Origin of the sequence: Carnobacterium alterfunditum DSM 5972, assembly GCF_000744115.1 — a bacterium.
Taxonomy (GTDB): Bacteria; Bacillota; Bacilli; order Lactobacillales; family Carnobacteriaceae; genus Carnobacterium_B; species Carnobacterium_B alterfunditum.
On sequence record NZ_JQLG01000004.1, the window covers coordinates 627538 to 644850 of the forward strand.

General features: G+C 37.3%; 19 protein-coding genes. All 19 read right to left on the reverse strand.

Going from position 1 to position 17313, the window contains the following annotated elements:
- Position 1: 1 nt before the first annotated feature.
- A complete protein-coding gene (fliF, locus tag BR50_RS03420; protein ID WP_034546286.1) occupies positions 2 to 1570 on the reverse strand; it encodes a flagellar basal-body MS-ring/collar protein FliF in 1569 nt (522 codons plus the stop codon).
- A gap of 27 nt (positions 1571 to 1597) precedes the next feature.
- Positions 1598 to 1918 carry a flagellar hook-basal body complex protein FliE gene (fliE, locus tag BR50_RS03425; RefSeq protein ID WP_034546288.1) on the reverse strand — a complete coding sequence of 107 codons (321 nt, stop codon included), beginning with the start codon at positions 1916 to 1918 and terminating at the stop codon, positions 1598 to 1600.
- A 25-nt stretch (positions 1919 to 1943) separates the two neighbouring features.
- Positions 1944 to 2381, reverse strand: coding sequence for a flagellar basal body rod protein FlgC (gene flgC, locus BR50_RS03430; protein WP_034546291.1), 438 nt, complete (start codon positions 2379 to 2381; stop codon positions 1944 to 1946).
- Between the two features lie 28 nt (positions 2382 to 2409).
- Entirely contained in the window at positions 2410 to 2790 is a 381-nt protein-coding gene (gene flgB / locus BR50_RS03435) for a flagellar basal body rod protein FlgB (protein WP_034546293.1), read from the reverse strand.
- A gap of 422 nt (positions 2791 to 3212) precedes the next feature.
- The gene (fliS, locus tag BR50_RS03440; protein ID WP_034546295.1) at positions 3213 to 3578 is read right to left on the reverse strand and encodes a flagellar export chaperone FliS; all 366 of its coding nucleotides are present in this window, start codon (positions 3576 to 3578) and stop codon (positions 3213 to 3215) included.
- Positions 3579 to 3601: 23 nt separating this feature from the next.
- Positions 3602 to 3967 (reverse strand): hypothetical protein, encoded by a 366-nt coding sequence (locus BR50_RS03445; protein ID WP_034546297.1) that lies wholly within the window; start codon positions 3965 to 3967, stop codon positions 3602 to 3604.
- A 543-nt stretch (positions 3968 to 4510) separates the two neighbouring features.
- Positions 4511 to 5989: a flagellar filament capping protein FliD gene (gene fliD, locus BR50_RS03450; protein WP_034546300.1), complete on the reverse strand. Its 1479-nt coding sequence runs from the start codon at positions 5987 to 5989 to the stop codon at positions 4511 to 4513.
- A 4-nt stretch (positions 5990 to 5993) separates the two neighbouring features.
- Positions 5994 to 6365: a flagellar protein FlaG gene (locus BR50_RS03455; RefSeq protein WP_034546302.1), complete on the reverse strand. Its 372-nt coding sequence runs from the start codon at positions 6363 to 6365 to the stop codon at positions 5994 to 5996.
- Between the two features lie 102 nt (positions 6366 to 6467).
- A complete protein-coding gene (locus BR50_RS03460) occupies positions 6468 to 7694 on the reverse strand; it encodes a flagellin N-terminal helical domain-containing protein (RefSeq protein WP_034546304.1) in 1227 nt (408 codons plus the stop codon).
- 218 nt (positions 7695 to 7912) lie between these two features.
- Positions 7913 to 8836, reverse strand: a complete 924-nt coding sequence (gene flgL / locus BR50_RS03465; protein WP_034546306.1) for a flagellar hook-associated protein FlgL — start codon at positions 8834 to 8836, stop codon at positions 7913 to 7915.
- Positions 8837 to 8839: 3 nt separating this feature from the next.
- Positions 8840 to 10273 (reverse strand): flagellar hook-associated protein FlgK, encoded by a 1434-nt coding sequence (flgK, locus tag BR50_RS03470; RefSeq protein WP_034546309.1) that lies wholly within the window; start codon positions 10271 to 10273, stop codon positions 8840 to 8842.
- A 12-nt stretch (positions 10274 to 10285) separates the two neighbouring features.
- Positions 10286 to 10654 (reverse strand): flagellar motor switch protein, encoded by a 369-nt coding sequence (locus BR50_RS03475; RefSeq protein ID WP_034546311.1) that lies wholly within the window; start codon positions 10652 to 10654, stop codon positions 10286 to 10288.
- On the reverse strand, positions 10654 to 10956 hold the full coding sequence (gene flgM / locus BR50_RS03480) for a flagellar biosynthesis anti-sigma factor FlgM (RefSeq protein WP_034546313.1): 303 nt from the start codon (positions 10954 to 10956) through the stop codon (positions 10654 to 10656). Before flgM ends, BR50_RS03475 begins: the two co-directional genes overlap by 1 nt.
- A 795-nt stretch (positions 10957 to 11751) precedes the next feature.
- On the reverse strand, positions 11752 to 12846 hold the full coding sequence (fliY, locus tag BR50_RS03485) for a flagellar motor switch phosphatase FliY (protein ID WP_034546315.1): 1095 nt from the start codon (positions 12844 to 12846) through the stop codon (positions 11752 to 11754).
- Positions 12843 to 13841, reverse strand: coding sequence for a flagellar motor switch protein FliM (gene fliM / locus BR50_RS03490; protein WP_034546317.1), 999 nt, complete (start codon positions 13839 to 13841; stop codon positions 12843 to 12845). The genes fliY and fliM overlap by 4 nt, the downstream gene beginning before the upstream one ends.
- Positions 13842 to 13857: 16 nt before the next feature.
- The gene (locus tag BR50_RS03495) at positions 13858 to 14259 is read right to left on the reverse strand and encodes a chemotaxis protein CheW (RefSeq protein ID WP_034546319.1); all 402 of its coding nucleotides are present in this window, start codon (positions 14257 to 14259) and stop codon (positions 13858 to 13860) included.
- A gap of 13 nt (positions 14260 to 14272) precedes the next feature.
- Positions 14273 to 14635: a response regulator gene (locus BR50_RS03500; RefSeq protein WP_034546320.1), complete on the reverse strand. Its 363-nt coding sequence runs from the start codon at positions 14633 to 14635 to the stop codon at positions 14273 to 14275.
- A 14-nt stretch (positions 14636 to 14649) separates the two neighbouring features.
- A complete protein-coding gene (locus BR50_RS03505) occupies positions 14650 to 15246 on the reverse strand; it encodes a chemotaxis protein CheC (protein WP_245792821.1) in 597 nt (198 codons plus the stop codon).
- Positions 15236 to 17293 (reverse strand): chemotaxis protein CheA, encoded by a 2058-nt coding sequence (locus BR50_RS03510; RefSeq protein WP_034546325.1) that lies wholly within the window; start codon positions 17291 to 17293, stop codon positions 15236 to 15238. Before BR50_RS03510 ends, BR50_RS03505 begins: the two co-directional genes overlap by 11 nt.
- Positions 17294 to 17313 lie beyond the last annotated feature (20 nt).

Below are 17313 nucleotides of genomic sequence, written 5' to 3' on the forward strand. Positions count from 1 at the left end.
CCTACTTATCTTTCATCCAAATTTTGATCAAATCAGCCGCGCCCTCTGGACTTTCTTTCGCATATTCTCTTACTGTACTTTCTTTTGCAGACATATTTTTGTTTAACTCTCTTTTAATTTCAGCTTTTTCTTTTGCTTCCTTTTGATCTGCTGTGGGTTGATCGGATCGGATCGGTTTTGCTGTTGGTTCTTCCTCATCAAAGAAATCCAATTCATCGTCATCTGTGCGTTTACGCATCAGAAGAATGATGAAAATCAGTATCCCTAAAAGAACGGATCCTCCCACTAGATAAGGCCAATAACGTAAAAGCATATCTCTGATACTGATCTTTAATTGTTCTGTTTCATTCTCTTCGGTTGCTTCAACAGCAGTAGCAAAATCTATTCCTTGTACCGTGACCACATCGGCACGTTCTTCAACTGTGCCGATTGTTGTGGCAACAATCGCTTCTAAAGATTCTTGATCAGCTGGACTTAAATTGCCATCAAAAATAACTGAAGCACTTAGTTTTTCTACTTCTCCGGGTGCTTTAATGGTGTTCGTAGTCTCTGAGTTCAGTTCATAATTCGTCGTTCGGTCATAGGTAGCGTTACCGCCTTCCTCACCACTTTGTACCTGGTTGATGCTATTGTCGAATCCTTCTCCTTCTTCAACATCAATGGTCTCACCACCTGCAGAAACAGTTTCACTGCGGACAGAAGAGTCGCCGTAATTGATAATCTCGCTTTCATTGGAATCGAAATTCATATCGGCATTAACTGCAATGGTCAATTTATCGATTCCATAGATTGGTGCTAGCGTTTGAAGCAGCTTTTGTTCCAATTCTTGTTCATAACTTTTGGTAATAGCTTGGTATTTACTGACCAGATCGGTCGCATTTAAGTTCGCTTCATCTTCTAGCGCTGTGCTTAATAAATTGCCAGCTGTATCGACAATTTTAATGTTTTCTTTTGGCAGATTATCGACTGCTCCAGAGATCAATGACGCGATTCCTTGAATAGCCGAAACGGGAACTTGAGACCCGCTTAACGGAGTCAATACAACAGAAGCTGAAGCTTTTGATTGATTTTCTTCATTTGTAAAAACACTATCTTCCGGTAGCGATAACAATACTTTTGCCTCTTTAATAAAGTCCAGTGCCGAGATGGATTGTTCCAATTCACCGGTGACTGCTCTTTGATACATGATTTTACGATCTTCGTCAGTTGCCATCATACTGGTTTCATCAAAAATTTCAAAACCGGTCGTACTTTTTGGCAGTAGATCATCTACTGCTAATTCAATTCTATATGTATCAACTTGGGATTGATCAATTAAAATGGTTGTCCCATTATCTTCCAACTTATATGCAATTCCTTTTGTTTTAATATCATTTACAATCGTACCCGCATCTGCTTCTTCTAACTCTGAGAATAGTGTGGCATACTCTACTTTCTGCGTATAGTAAGTCAAGCCTGTTACAATGCTGATGACAAAAAAGAGAACCAAAACTAGTCCGATTCGTTTACTTTTGTCAAGATCAGTCCAACCGTCCTTAATTCCCGTCCAAATTTTCTTCATTCCATCCATAATTAACCTAACTCCCTCAAGTACTCATTAAAATTGCATGTTTTTTATTTCATTGTATGCTTCTAGACCCTTGTTTCTTAATTGCAAGGCCATTTCTAATGACAATTGTGCCTCGGAAGTTTGGATCATCACATTATGTAAATTATCTGTGTCTCCAGTTATCAATCCTTGCACACCTTGATCTGCTGCAACTTGTTGATCATTTAATGAACTCATTGCGTTTTCTAACATACCTGAGAATGAGGATAAACTGTTTGGTACTTCGTCCGTTTGCGGATTCATTCCACCAGTCAAGCCTGTTTGTGCTGGACCGTTTACTAAGTTGCTAAAAAGTGCATCGACATTCATTTAAATTCTCCTCTAAATTGATTTATTAACCGATTGTGATTTGTAGCGCCTTTGACAGCATTTCTTTGCTAGCGTTCATAGCGGTCACATTGGCATCATACGTCCGTAATGTCGTCATCATATCGACCATTTCATCGGCCATATTTACATTTGATTGCTGAACGTAGCCTTCTTCATTTGCATCTGGGTGAGTTGGGTCGTATTCCATGACGATATTTTCTGTATTTTCACTGATTTCAATCGGTTTGACCCCAAAACTTTTTTCGGTACCTTGGCCAATCAAAGACGTTTCAACTTGTTTCAAGCTCTCTTCAAATAGGACCGTTTTTTTCAAGTACGGGCCTTCGCCATCCTCTGTTCGTGTGGTGTTCACGTTCGCGATATTAGTTGAGATCGTATCCAACTTCAATCGTTCTAAACTCAATCCGCTCGCATTTATCTGCATGGAATCAAATATCGACATTGTGCTACCTTCTTCCTTTTTTCAATGACTACTTAGTAATTACACTACGCAACATGGCGTATTTAGCGTTTAATTGAGTCACTAAACCATTGTAATAAATACTGTTGCTAGCTTCTTCTGCCATTTCGATATCGATATCGACATTATTGCCATTCTCTTTCACTGAAGTGTCTGTTCTTTTTGACACGACTGGTGTTACTTCATTTAAATTTCCGAAACCCATATGTAAATCATTCGTTTTTTTCATCGCTGTACCATTTGAAACATTTTCTAAAATATTTTCAAATTCTACTTTATTTACTTTGTAACCATCTGTATTCACATTCGAAATATTGCTTGAAATCATTTCTTGTCTCATTGATGCGGCATCTAATGCATTTTTTATCAGATTATAAGTAGGGTCACTCATTGATTTTTCCTCCCTAAATCGATTTTTCACCTAGTTTATACTAGGCTGTTGCTGTATTTATGTATAATAATCGATAAAATACATACGTTATTAATTATTATGCAGTTATTTTTCGTTTTTTTGAGTAACTATTCAGTTATATCAATACTTAGAAAGTATATACGATTTTTTTTTATTCAGCAATAGACTTTACCGAAATATTACATTCATTAAAGAAACAATCTTGTTTTCTATGAATGTTAATTTTCTCTAAGTATTTTTTTCTAGTTTGATCATCAAAGCAAAATGCCTTTGCTCTACAATTCCAATAAAAAAAGCCTTACTTTTCCCAAGTAAGGTGGAGGGTAGGTTATTTGATTGACCGTTTAATTTCGACCATTTTTAAAATGTGTCCAAAAAACAACACTTGTCGTTTTGAAAAATTAGTCCATTTCGATCCAAGCATCGCGTAATTCTTCAACCAATCGACGATTGCGTTTTACATCTTCTGCATCTTTCGATACATTTGCTTTAATCAATTCACTAGCGAGGTATTCATACATCCGGTATAGATTTTCTGCGACCTCTCCGCCTTTTTCAAAATCCAACGTGTTCATTAATTCAGCAATGATATCTTGTGCTTTAATCAATGCTTGGTTTGTTCTTTCAATGTTCTTTTCAGCAATATGTAATTCAGCTAATTTTAAATTTTTGATACAGCCTTCGTACAAAAGAACAATCAATTTTTTTGGCGATGCATTTAGAATTTGATTTTGTTTGTAAATGTCTGATCCATTTTTTTGGTACATGCTCTTTACCTCCTGCTTCTCTATTAAACGCCTTTATCTATAAATACCGAAGCGCGTTCTACAGATACATAATTGTCTCTGACTTTATTTTTTTGATTGATCTGCTTCATCTTATTCATTAACTTTAATTTTTCGCCCCGAATTGCCGCCATCATTTGTTGTTGACAAGGAATAATCACGGTTAACAATTGTTTTTCAGCTTGCGTATATTGAAACGCTGCATCCTCGCTCAATTTTTGCTCAATAGCTTTTAAATGATCCAAATTCTCTTGATTCCCAGCTATTATCTCAACAGCCTCATCCGGACTTCCATTCCATGTTTCCATTAAAATCATAATATTTTTTAACACATTCGTTCGCAATTCCGCCCATTCCGTATCAGTTGTCATAATGAGCACTCCTTTCTTAACCGGTTAATCAATAAATCGTGTCAGTGTTTCAAAAGAAATTTCTTCTGGAATAAACGGGTCTGCTTGTGGAGAGCCACGGGAACACCTGAAGCCTAAAAATAAATTTTCAGGCTTTCAAACTTCAAACACATCGTAATCGCTGAAGCGTTAACGCTGTGTAATTCTCATTGACTCCTTTACATGGCTACAAGCAATCCCTATTCCATGAGAAATTCTAAGTAAGTGATCCACCTGTTCTAGCAATACAAAAAGTAAGATTTATGATATTTCAATAAGAAATTTCTTCTGGAATAACGGATTTGCTTGTGGAGAGCCATGGGAACGCCTGAAGCCTGAAGAGAAAGTCTTCCGGCTTTCAAGCTTCAAACACAACGTAATCGCTGAAGCGTTAACGCTGTGTAATTCTCATTGAATCCTCTACATGGCTACAAGCAATCCCTATCCCATCAGAAATTTCAAGTAAGTAATACACCTGATCCACTAACTCTAAAAATGATAGACCTTCTTAAAATCTTAAACTACTTAATCGGTTGTGCTAAATTGACTTTGTAAGTAAGCTAATTGCGATTCAGCTTCCATCATAGCCGAATCTAAACGAGAAAACATGGCCACATAGTTTTCGCGCTTTTTATCTAACCGTTCATTAAACTTTGTGATGCTTTCAGAAATATCTTTCAATGATTTATCAAAGGTATCCGATTTGGTAGCAATAATACCCGTTTCATCTGAAATATATGTATCCACTAATGAACGCATCTTTTGCGCCATGCCGACTTCTTTTTCAGTCGTTACCGTCGTTACAATTCCATTCTCATCTGTACTTGTTGTATCAGTTGAGATGGTTTGGAACAACATTTTTTTTACAGCCGTTGGGTCATCTGCTAAAGCGGTCTTTAATTTAGTTGTATCAAGAGTAGCTGACCCAAAACGGTCGACTGAGATCCCAATCGATCCTAGATGGTTGTATGCAGGATTGCCAGAATTCACACTCTGAGTCATTAACGAACGCAAACTAGATTGCAACCGCATTAAAGAACTGTCACCAGCTAACGCTCCGGTCTTATTTTTATCAGCAGAAGGATCCCCGACATCTAGTTGATCGCTAACAAATGTCATCGTTGAATTGTATTGATCCACAAAGGATTGGAACGCTTTAACTGTCGTGTCCGTATCTTCTTTAATTCCGACTACAACAGGTTTTGAAGCTTCCGTTAACCCTTTTAATTCAATAGTCAAACCTTCTACAGCGTCTGTGATGCTATTCGTATCACGTGTAACTGTGATACCATCTATTGTAAGTACAGCTGACTGTCCAGCTGCTTGATCTGAAGTTGTTCCAAAACCTAATTCTTCGACCATACTACCCGTACTTCCACCAGAAGTTAATGTTCCACCAAACGTCATCGTACGTGCGCCCATCTTGCTATCCGTCATAATGATACGATTATCAACAATTTTTGCTTCTATGCCCGATTCTTTTGACTGCTCATTGATTTTGCCCACAATGTCATTCAAGCTGTCCTCTGTTAATATATCAATGTCAAAACTTCCAGTAGCGGGCTCACCATTTGCTATTGCATCAGCATTTTCTTGATTCATGATCGTAAATGTACCATTAAGTCCAAGACCATCTTTAACAGTTTTACCTTTAGCTGAATCGATTATACCTGATGTTGCTTGGGTGGAAGTTGCTAATTTGGTTACTTCGATACTATAATTGCTCGCTGCTGCATTTGTACCTGCTGTAATAGCAACTTTAGTCGCATCACTTGAAGTGGTTGTTTTTGATTGGAAGGTTTTATCTTCTTCAAGAGTACCTAACTTGGTAAACAGACTATCTAAACGCGTATTGATGTCTTTCCAAGTATTTTTTTCTGCTGTAATGTTTGTTTGCTTATTTGTATATTGAACAAGCTTACCGGATTCTGCTTCAATCAATGAATCGATTGTTGCCGTATCGATCCCTGAATAAGAACCTAAAAAACTAATACTACCAGCCATACCTTCACTCCTTTAGATCCACTAAAATTCCTGCTGATTCCCATATATTCGCTAACACATCAAGCATTTTTTCTGGTGGAATTTCTTTTATTACTTCTTCTGTCTGTTTATCAATTAGCCTGACAACTGTTTTACCAGTACCTTCATGGACTTTGAAATCAAACTGCGTTTTCAACCCCAATAAAAATTGGTTTGCTTTTTCTACCGCTTGTTCCAGCTCTTCTTTGGTTATTTCAGAAACAATGATAGGTTCTTCTTTTTCTCCTGAACCTGATATTCCTTTTATGTATGATTCTTTTTTATCGGATTGATGAATCGTACTTGATTCAATGGGACGAATTTGAAGAGATTTAGTGACCGCCTGTATGATATCCATATCTGACAACTCCGTTTCTCAACATCGTATAGTTTACTATAAATAAAAAGCCGGCACAACGCCGGCTTTTTTGTGTTGTATTTTTAATTTAGTATTTGACTATTATTGTAGTAATGAAAGAACACTTTGTGGCATTTGGTTTGCTTGAGCCAACATTGAAGTAGAAGCTTGAGAAAGGATGTTTGATTTAGTAAAGCTCATCATTTCTTCAGCCATATCTACGTCAGTAATACGAGAATTAGCTTCAGACAAGTTTTCTTTAGTTGTTGCTAAGTTAGAAACTGTGTGATCCAAACGGTTTTGAACAGCCCCTAAGTTTGCACGTTGAGAAGAAACAGATTCAATTGCTTTATCTAATTTACCTAAAATGTCATCTGCTGTTTGAGTTTCAGAATTCACATCAAGATCTGCAATTCCTAATCCTTTTGCACTCATATTTTCAATTTCAACACTAATTTTTTCACCAGCATTTGCACCAATTTGAAATGAAAATTCTGTTGACTCTGTAGTTTTAAGGTCATTTGCTGATAGATTGTTTTCAGAATTGTATTTTTTAGCAACGTTAGCTTTTTGATTAGTCGTTAGCTCACTTAAAGCAGTTTCTGCATCACCAACATCAGCAAAGGTAGTGCCCGTAGTGCCATTTACTTCATCATAATTCTTAGCCAGCGCAGATAAATCAGCTGTACCACTTACTCCTCCATCTGCTTCAGCTATTGTAATATTATTAGTTGAGTTATATGATTCTATAACTTTATTTAATTCACTATCACTTAATTTCCCAAGGGCTTCAGCTCCAGTATCCTTGTCAAAATCAACAGCTATTGAAGCCCCTGTTCCATCATTATAAGCAACTGTTAAAGCTTTATAGTCTGGATTTGCTGCGTCTAAAGTACTACTATCAGTAACTTTCCCAGCGTTCATCAAACCTTGTGTATTAAATTCAGTATCGTCAGAGATACGATCAATTTCTTCAGTTAATGATGTCAATTCAGCTTGAATGGCTGTTTTGTCATCATCTGTATTAGTTCCATTACCAGCTTGAACTGTTAAATCACGCATACGGTTTAAAATGCTATGCGTTTCGCTTAAAGCACCTTCAGCTGTTTGGATTAATGAAATACCATCTTGTGCATTACGTGAAGCTTGAGTCATACCTGAAATTTGATTTTTCATTTTTTCTGAAATTGCTAAACCTGCTGCGTCGTCTCCTGCTTTATTGATGCGTAGACCTGATGATAATTTAGCTAATGAGCTGCTTTTTGAAGCATTAGCTGAAGTAAGGTTAGTATAAGTATTCATTGCTGCTGTATTTGTATTAATTCTCATGATTGTGTTCCTCCTAAAGTCTATTTTATGTTTATGTTGCCTTATACTTCTTATATCGGCAGGTTTCATTATCTGTTAAGGATGTTTTTATTTTTTCTTTTATTCTTACTTAACATTCTAAACTTCTTCTTGAATCTTGCCTTATATTCCTTATATCGGCAGAATTATTTAGGAGTTAAGTCTTTTTATACTTAAAGTTAAAAAAATACTGAACTATCTTATAGATAGTCCAGTATACTGGTTTGCAATATTTTTGTTCCCATGGATAAGGCAGCTTGATAGGCCGTTGATTCCATCGTATACTCCATGTATTTTTCTGCTAAATCAATATCTTGATTTTCAGATAACATTGTTTTTAGGTTTAACTTTTCACTATCATTCCGTTCTAACGTTGCATTCAAACGATTATAGATAGAGCCTGTTTTTGCGCGATTAGAAACCACATTTTCGATTTCTTGATCAGCTCTGTCTAACAAACTGGATAATTTTTCGGTGTCATCTGAATCTAAAGCTGTTAACACCTCAGAAAAAAAGGTACCTAGATCATCTGATCCATCGGCATTTTGAGCATTCATGAATTTACGGCCATCGGTATTCAGTTCAACTAAAACACCTGGTGCAATTTCACGAGAAAGATTTCCTTTACCCTCATCTGTTCCATTGTAAGTAATACCCGTGATTTCACCGTTGTCATTTTCATCTACTTTAAATGGTTTTTCTGTTGTGTTCATTCCGGCAAAAACGTAACGACCGCCAAAGTTAGTATTTAAAGCATCAACAGTCCCTCTGATTTCAGATTCAATCTCGACTTTATTAGCTTGACGATCGGTATGGCTAAGCGTGTCATTAGCTGAAGATTGAATCAAAGTTTTGATTCGTTGCATCGATTCTGTTACGCTGCTTAACGCAGAATCTTGTACATTTGTCCATTGTATCGCATCATTGATAGTTGCTTTATATTGATCATTTTGAATGATTGAGTTGTTTAAGTCTAAAATCTTTGACACTTTCAAAGGATCATCAGATGGTTTACTGACTTCTTTTAACGTTGACAATTGATTTTGGTATTTCATGACGTTCTCTGTATTAGCTGAAAGATTGCGTAAAAAGTTTTTCGACATTAACGAATCGGTTACCCGCATTTATTACACCCCCGTTCGGTTGATCAATGTATCAAGCATTTCTGAAACCACTGAAATAATCCGAGCGTTGGCTTCAAATGCAGTTTGATAGGTAATCGTATTGGTTACTTCTTCATTGATTGAAACACCTGAAACAGAATCTCTACGGGCTTCAAGCAGACTGACGAGGCTTCCTTGACTGTCTACCATGTTATCCGATTGTTGCTTCACAATTCCCATTTGTGTGACACTATCATTGTAAGCACCAGAAACCGTTGAACCTTTTGTTGAATTTATAATCGACAATGTCATAGTGTCTTTATCGTAAGTCATTCCGGCCTGATTACCAGAGTAATCTAGTTTGGTATTTTGCATTGAAGCAATCGCTTGAGCACGTGTACCGTCTCCACTAACAACTTTATCAAGATTTTTTCCTGCATTGATTGTTGAAACATCATTTAATATTTCTTGTCTCACTTGAATAGAAGCAGCGTAATTACCATCTTCTGTCCCCAATTCAAAAAAATCAGCACCTGTTCCACCGTCACTGTGTATGTTATTTACAGCCGTCGCAAAGGTAAAGGCTAAATCATTTAGTTCTTGTTTTTTAGTATCGATTTCCGTTAAGGCTTCTTGCGAACCTTTTATGTTTCCTGATGTAATAGCGATAGTTTTTCCACCAATACTTAATTGACCATCTATTGGGTCTGTTCCAACACTTAACTCAGCTATTGAATCTTCGGTTAGAACGGATTGGCCACCAACCGTTATACTTAAACGGTTAAATTTATCGTAATTGGCTTCAACTCCAGCAATGCCTGTCAATTCCTTTAACAATTTATCTTGTTGATCCAATAAATCATTAGGAGCTTGGCCTTGAGACGTCACATTGAAAATTTGGTTGTTCAATGAATCTAATTGCGCTACTTTTGAATTAAAATCTAAAACATTTTTTTCAATATCTTGCACTGTACCCTCATGTAGATTATCGATTTGATTTGACATATGGTGCAGAGTATCGGTAAATGTTTCGGAATTTTGAGCTACCATTGTTTTAGCCGTTGCAAGTTCAGGGTTAGAACCTAGATAAGTCCAAGAAGAAAAGACTTCGCTCAAGTTATTATTTAAGCCAGTTGTTGAAGGTTCATTAAAGATCCCTTCCAATTGACCCAAGACATCTGATTTTTGGCTGTACATTTCTAAAGAAGAGTTTTCATTTCGCAATTGGTTGTTCACGTATGGATCAACGATCCGATCAATGGACGCAATTCTAACTCCCGTACCCACTTGGCCGATTCCACCAAGTGTATACGGATTGTCCGCTACCATAGTAACTTTTTGCCTAGAATAGCCTTCTGTATTCGCATTTGAGATGTTGTGACTAGTTGTTTGCAAAGCAGATTGTTGTACATTCAGCCCTTTAGTTGCGTTGTTTAATGTTCCAAATAAACCTGACATTCTTTCACCTCTTTATAGGGATTGATCAATTAGATTGGCTTGTTGTGCGGCACTGTAATCTCCCTGTTTGGAGTAAGTAGAGCCACCTTTTTTGACCCCTGTAGTAATAGCTTTCATCATCATTTCTTGATAACTGATTACTTGCTGCGTCAGAACCAAATTTGTTTGTTGTAGATTTTTGATTTCTTCAACCACTCCGATTAGGTCTTCTTTTTTCAATCCTTCAGTCGTTAAAGTGGGAAGTCTATCTAAAAAAGTTTGTTTTTGTTCTACAAGTGCTTTTACTTTTGCACTGTCATTTTTGATCAACGCGTTTTTTTCATCCATTAATACGGTTTTAAATTGGATTAGCGTATTGAGTGCTGTCGCTTTTTTACTCATTACTCTGAATACTCCCTTTGGTTATTCATCGCTTGCATCATGCCGCTCGCAATTTTTTCAGGTGACACATTGTAAGTGCCATTCAATACCGCTTTTTTGATAGCTTCTACATTTGGTGTCATTGCTGTGCTGTCAGCTGATTTAGCTTTAGCCAGTTGTTTAGCTGCATCAGATATATTGACTGTTACAGATTCTTCATTAACCGTTTCGTTTGTCTTAGCCAATCCTTTACTATGTGTGTTTTCTTGATTTTGACGGACACTGTTGACGTATTGATTGTAGCCATTATTTCCTATTTTCATGGTTAGTGCTCCTTTCCCATACTTTATTCTCTTTTTTATTATTGGATTTTAGTTTTGAGTTTGGTTACTGGCAGTTTATGCCTTACATATTTACTATCGGCAGTTTTTCCAGATACTTAAGCCTTTGATCTAAAATAGTCGCCAGCAATTTAGTATTAATAGATCAGTTGGATCACTCATTTGAAATTTCTGGCGGAATAGGGTTGCTTGTAGCCATATTTTGGATTCAATGAGAATTATACAGCGTTGGCGCTTTAGCGATTACGCTGTGTTTGAAGCTTGAAAGCCGGAAGACGTTTTCTTTAGGCTGCAGGTGTTCCCATGGCTCTCCACAAGCAATCCCGTTATTCCAGAAGAAATTTCTTTTGAATCATCATAAGTCGCTATTTTTAGTATTGAAAGACAATTTGCATCACTCATTTGAAATTTCTGACGGAATAGGGTTGCTTGTAGCCATGTTTTGGATTCAATGTGAATTATACAGCGTTGGCGCTTTAGCGATTACGCTGTGTTTGAAGCTTGAAAGCCGGAAGACGTTCTCTTTAGGCTTCAGGTGTTCCCATGGCTCTCCACAAGCAATCCCGTTATTCCAGAAGAAATTTCTTTTGAATCATTGACACTATTTATTAAACATGCTTATTTTATTATGTACATCCGTTCATGGACTAGACTCTTCTATACTAGCAATTGCTTTTCGATTATTCAAGCAAAAAATAAAAAAGCCAGAACGGTATGTCCTGACTTCTTTGCCTTTTTAACACATTATGAATCATTATCTTTTAATTTGTTTTATGATTAGTTCAAATGTTTGATTCGTTGTTCTTTGCTCAAGATATTGGTGATGCGAATTCCGAAGCTCTCATTGATTACGACAACTTCACCTTCAGCGATCAATTTGCCATTTACATAAATCTCCAATGGCTCATCAGTCATCTTGTTCAATTCAACAACTGAACCTGTTCCCAGTGATAAAATGTCTTTGATCGTTTTTTTACTTTCGCCTAACATAACACTAAATTGCAATGGCACATCCATAATCAGATCCAAATTACGTGGTGTTTTCAAACTGCCGGCATGCGTAAGTTCTTGGAATTCCGGTTTTTGGATCCCAATCTTGCCTTCGTTATCTCGCGTTGGTTGACTAGCAGCCTGTTTAGTTGGAGCGGTCATCTCTTCCGTCTCAGCTTTAGCCTTAGCCACTTGGCGATCTTGGATCACTTCGCCTTTATCTGCTAAGACGATACTTGAAATCGTTCGAACAGTTTCAAGCGTGAAGATCTGCATGATTTCACTTTCAATCAACCCATCTACGACCATTTTAAAAGCGATCTTACACACAACTGTGTCACCGCTGATTTTATCGTAATTAACATTATCTTGATCTTTCCACACTTCAACGTCAGGTGGGAAGATATCTACGATGCGTTCTAACATAGTAGCCATTGCTGTTGCAGCAGAGCCCATCATTTGATTCATGGCTTCTCCTACAGCACTCAATTCAAGTTCCGTAAATTTTTTCCCTTCAGCGTCTCCATCACCATCCATCATTAAATCAGCAATAATAATGGCATCTCTTTCATTCATCATCAATAAGTTACTGCCAGCTAATCCTTTTTTGAACTCGATCGTTGTCACCACTTTTGGTGTCATACTTTCATCAAGAATCTCTTGGAATTTCAGAGTAGATACAACTGGAGTCGTGATCGTTACGCGACGATTTAAAATAGAAGACAGTGTTGTAGCAGCTTGAGACATGGAAATATTCCCGATTTCTCCAACAATATCTATTTGTGTTTGATCAAGGATGTCCGTTAGTTTTGGCTCAGGAGCACTTGCATTTCCACTCATCATTGCGTCAATTTCTTCTTGCGTTAATTTTCCACTGCTCATTCGTCTGTCTCTCCTCCAATATACTGTAATACTTCAACCGCCATTTTTTTTCCTTTTAATCCAGGTTTAACAAAATACCTTGGGAATTTTTCCACTGTCAAGATTAACGGATCAGATGTCTTACCATCCAAAGGAATGATGTCTCCCAATTCTAACTGTAGAAAATTTTCCAATGTCATGATTGTTTCTCCTAAAAGTACTTCCATATTTACTGGGGCAGTCTGTAGATTTTTTTCTAATTTCCCGCTATCTGAATGGTCCGTTTCCTTTTCAGAATGGAACCAATTGCGTAAACTTAATTTATCTAACATCCCTTCAAAGAAGATATAAGGAACACATAAATTTATAAACGTTCGAATATTATGCACGACAACAGTAAACGTCACCAATACGACTGGTTCATTTGGCGACATCGTCTGCATGATTTGCGGATTAGTTTCGGTTGACTCGATTTCACTTTTGATTTTCACTACATCGCGCCACGCCAATTCAAATGAATGGACAAAGTTGTTTAATACATCTTCTAAAATAGCCATCTCAATATCTGTAAAACTTTCTTTCGTTATTTCCTCTCTACTGTCACGAATTTCTAAACTGCCACACAATAGATCAACCAATTGTAAGCATAGTTGCGGACTGACTTCAATTATCTGTGTCCCTTCTAAAGGAGCTGAATGGAATAAGCCCATCAACGTAAAGCGAGGGACTGAGTGCACAAATTCATCAAAACTCACTTGTTCGATTGAAGCTAGCTGCACGGTTATATTGGTTCTGACTTGAGTAGACAAAATATTGCTAGCTATCTTAGTGAATTCTCCGAAAACCATATTCAAGGTACTTATGTATTCCTTTGCAAGCCGAACAGGACGTTTAAAATCATACAACTTAACTCTATTTTCTTGATCATCGTCATCTAGATCTAAGGTATCGATTTTCCCACTTTCTACTGCCTTCAATAACGAGTCGATTTCTTGTTGTGATAAAACTTGCTTCACTATTTATCCCTCATTTTTATAAAAATAGTTTCTCCATATTGATGACACTCACTATTTGGTCTTTTACTTGAATCACGCTGGACACTAACTCATCAATTTGGTCATCCAACTGTTGAACTGCGGATGGCTCAATATCCAAGACCCAGGCGACATCATCCACCATGAATGCTATTTTTTCCTCATCATTTTTCACAATGATAATATTATTGTACCATATTTCTTTTGTTTCATCAGTGGGAGAAAGTAATTTATAAAAGTTTATCAATGTGATCACATTGCCACGCAAGTTAACGAGTCCTTGGACCCAGGCTGGAGATTTAGGGACTGGGGTCCATGGGATCTTAGTTGTTATCTCTTCAACGTTTTCAGAAGAAAAGGCATAATATTTTTCGTTTAGAGTAAAAATAATCATCTGCATATTTTTGTCACCTTTATAAACTTGCTTTGTCTAAAGCTTTAATAACGCGATCACTATCGAATGGTTTCACGATAAAATCGACTGCTCCAGAACGAATAGCATCCATAACCATACCTTGTTGACCCATTGCACTACACATTACAACGCGAGCAGTTGGATCAAATGCTCTAATTTCTTTTAAAGCATCTACCCCATCCATCTCAGGCATCGTAATGTCCATAGTGACTAAGTTTGGTTTTTCAGTTTTATATTTTTCAACAGCCTCGATTCCATTTTGTGCTTCTGCTACTACATTGTAGCCATTTTTTTCTAAAATATCTTTCAGTTTCATCCTCATAAAGGCTGCATCGTCTACGATCATTACATTTTTTGTCATTTGTTTTTCTCCTCTCAAACTGTTAGTACTTGTAACATTTTTTCTATTATCCCTGGTTTTGGCACGAAATACAATGAAGACTCTAATCGATCTCCTAAATAATAAAACTCATTTTTTATGATCATAATGGAATCATCATACTGATTTTGCTCTATATAGATGCTGCTCATGATCGCACCAAACATATCCTCAATAATAAGAGGCACCGATGTGACTAGGTTTCGATCCATCAATTTCATGACAGCATTCAAAAATGAATTCACTAATATATTTACCAGCTCTTGTAAAGCTGAATCAGCCATAGCTTCCGAGTAAGGTGTATCGTCCGGCAGCATCATAGACACTAGATCTTTTGAAAATTGCTGATCAACCGTAAACAGGAATACGCCTTCTGCATCGCCCATCATTTTTATGACGATTGCTTTTATGACGGTTTCTTCGGCCATGATCTGCTCATATACATCTTCATAAGCCATCATTTCAATCACTGGAACAGTCATATGGACCGGTTTATCAATTAATTGGGATAAACTAGTCGCAGCATGTCCACCACCGATATTGATGATTTCTTTTAGCACATCTAATTCCATTGCTGAATAATTAGACTTCACTGTATTCACCAACTCTTTCATTGCAAATGGCTGACACATCCAAAATCAAGATGATACTACCATCTCCTAGAATAGTAGCTCCTAAATAATTTTTCAACATATTTAATTCTTGGCCTAATTTTTTAACAACGATTTCTTGTTGTCTGATCAAATCATCTACTGCCAAAGCATTGTAACTGTCTCCTTGTTTCACCAAGACCAAATGCAGATTGGATTCTTCTGTTGCTTCCATACCCAATGTTTTATTCAATCGTACGACTGGAACAGCCAGTCCTTCGTATTTATAGACTTCCCGGTTGTGTACGCGAATGATGTCTTGTTCAGTCACTTTAACGATCGTTTTGATTATCCCTAAAGGAATAGCAAAAGCATCTTGCCCGACTTTTACCAATAGCGATTGAATAATAGATAAGGTCAACGGTAGGTTGATTCTAAAAACGGTTCCTTTATTGACCACACTTTCCAATTCAACCGTTCCACCTAATTCAGTGATTTTTTGCTTGACCGCATCCATTCCGACACCGCGCCCAGAAATATTGGTCACTTCTTTGACCGTTGAAAAACCGGGATGGAAGATCAGTTGTTGGATCTCTTTGTCGCTCATCCCTTCAGTTGAAACGCCTTTTCGTTCAGCACTTTCTTTGATCACTGCTGGGTCAACACCTTTGCCATCATCCGTCAACGTCAATACTACTCGGTTTCCTTCTTGATAAGCCGTGATTTTGATCAGACCTTTTGGATCTTTGCCTAATCTCACACGTTCCTCTGGCATTTCTACGCCATGATCTGCTGAATTTCGAAGTAGATGCACTAAAGGCTCACTTAGTTCTGAAACCACTGTACGGTCCAGTTCGGTGTCTTCTCCTTCGATCACTAAATTGAATTCTTTGCCTAATTCGTTACCTAAGTCACGGATCATACGAGGGAAACGAGTCATTACTGTGCTGACAGGCTGCATTCTGATTTTTAAAACCAGTTCTTGCAACTCTGAACTGATCCTGGCAACATGTTCAAGCGGCTCTTTCATTTCAGAAACCAACAATTGGTCGCTTAGATCTTCTAATCGTGTGCGGTAAATAACCAGTTCAGAAACTAGATTCATAAAAGAATCTAATTTCCCAATATCGACTCGAATCGATTGATTCATCGCATGGTTTTGCGCTTTTGCTTTACTTGCTGCTTTCGTTGGTGTTTGACTAGTTTCAACGATGGCTGCTGTTTTTTGTTCCTCAAGTTTTTCAAATTGTTCAGGTTGAACTTTTCCAGCCTCTTTTATCAGCAAGTCATCCGCTTGATGGATCGTTTGGATCAAGACTTCCTCAATTTCGCTGTTGTCTAATGCCAAGTTAAGGACCGTTTCTTCGTCTAGTTTACTGACATAGATCAATTTAAAGATATTGCCAAAGTCATCATTTTCTAGCACTTCTGTCCCTGGTTCTGAATATAAGACGTCTCCGTGCTGTTCCAACTTGCTCATAACGAGATACACACGTGCATTTTTCATTGAACTGTCTTCATCGATTCCGATAGCTAACACATAAGCATTGTAGCCATCTTCTTTAGCTGCTTCAATGATCATTAAATCGGAATCCTCAACTTTTTCTAAAGATAAGTTAAGCAATGAGTCCGTTACCGGTTCGATGACGGATACTTCTATTGTGCTCTCGCCAGAAGACACATGATCCAAATGTTGGATCAGATTTGTGATATCACGCTCTGCATCATTTCCTGCTCTTAGATCTTCCACTAAGTCGGATAATGTATCCAAGCAATCAAACACCAATGCAATCGACGTTGCATCAGCGATGATGATTTTTTTCTTCAACAAATCGAATACGTTTTCCATCTTATGCGTTAATTTAGCCATCGTATCGTAACCCATGGTTGCGGCCATTCCTTTGATCGTGTGAGCTGATCTAAACATAACGTCTACAATACTGGAATCTGCTGGATTGTTCTCTAATTCAAGCACTTGTTCATTTAAACTTTGCAAATGTTCATCTGTTTCTTCAAAAAATAAATCGAGGTATTTGCTATTTTCATCCATAGTATCCCTCCCTTTCATTG

Excerpts from the sequence above, each read along its gene's own strand:
- fliD (WP_034546300.1), bottom strand. The coding sequence starts at position 5,989 with ATGGCTGGTAGTATTAGTTTTTTAGGTTCTTATTCAGGGATCGATACG.
- BR50_RS03475 (WP_034546311.1), bottom strand. The coding sequence starts at position 10,654 with ATGAGTAAAAAAGCGACAGCACTCAATACGCTAATCCAATTTAAAACC.
- BR50_RS03500 (WP_034546320.1), bottom strand. The coding sequence starts at position 14,635 with ATGACAAAAAATGTAATGATCGTAGACGATGCAGCCTTTATGAGGATG.
- BR50_RS03460 (WP_034546304.1), bottom strand. The coding sequence starts at position 7,694 with ATGAGAATTAATACAAATACAGCAGCAATGAATACTTATACTAACCTT.
- fliE (WP_034546288.1), bottom strand. The coding sequence starts at position 1,918 with ATGAATGTCGATGCACTTTTTAGCAACTTAGTAAACGGTCCAGCACAA.
- flgB (WP_034546293.1), bottom strand. The coding sequence starts at position 2,790 with ATGAGTGACCCTACTTATAATCTGATAAAAAATGCATTAGATGCCGCA.
- fliY (WP_034546315.1), bottom strand. The coding sequence starts at position 12,846 with ATGAGCAGTGGAAAATTAACGCAAGAAGAAATTGACGCAATGATGAGT.
- BR50_RS03495 (WP_034546319.1), bottom strand. The coding sequence starts at position 14,259 with ATGCAGATGATTATTTTTACTCTAAACGAAAAATATTATGCCTTTTCT.
- BR50_RS03510 (WP_034546325.1), bottom strand. The coding sequence starts at position 17,293 with ATGGATGAAAATAGCAAATACCTCGATTTATTTTTTGAAGAAACAGAT.
- BR50_RS03455 (WP_034546302.1), bottom strand. The coding sequence starts at position 6,365 with ATGGATATCATACAGGCGGTCACTAAATCTCTTCAAATTCGTCCCATT.
- flgL (WP_034546306.1), bottom strand. The coding sequence starts at position 8,836 with ATGCGGGTAACCGATTCGTTAATGTCGAAAAACTTTTTACGCAATCTT.
- flgK (WP_034546309.1), bottom strand. The coding sequence starts at position 10,273 with ATGTCAGGTTTATTTGGAACATTAAACAACGCAACTAAAGGGCTGAAT.
- fliS (WP_034546295.1), bottom strand. The coding sequence starts at position 3,578 with ATGTACCAAAAAAATGGATCAGACATTTACAAACAAAATCAAATTCTA.
- fliF (WP_034546286.1), bottom strand. The coding sequence starts at position 1,570 with ATGGATGGAATGAAGAAAATTTGGACGGGAATTAAGGACGGTTGGACT.
- flgC (WP_034546291.1), bottom strand. The coding sequence starts at position 2,381 with ATGTCGATATTTGATTCCATGCAGATAAATGCGAGCGGATTGAGTTTA.
- flgM (WP_034546313.1), bottom strand. The coding sequence starts at position 10,956 with ATGAAAATAGGAAATAATGGCTACAATCAATACGTCAACAGTGTCCGT.
- BR50_RS03445 (WP_034546297.1), bottom strand. The coding sequence starts at position 3,967 with ATGACAACTGATACGGAATGGGCGGAATTGCGAACGAATGTGTTAAAA.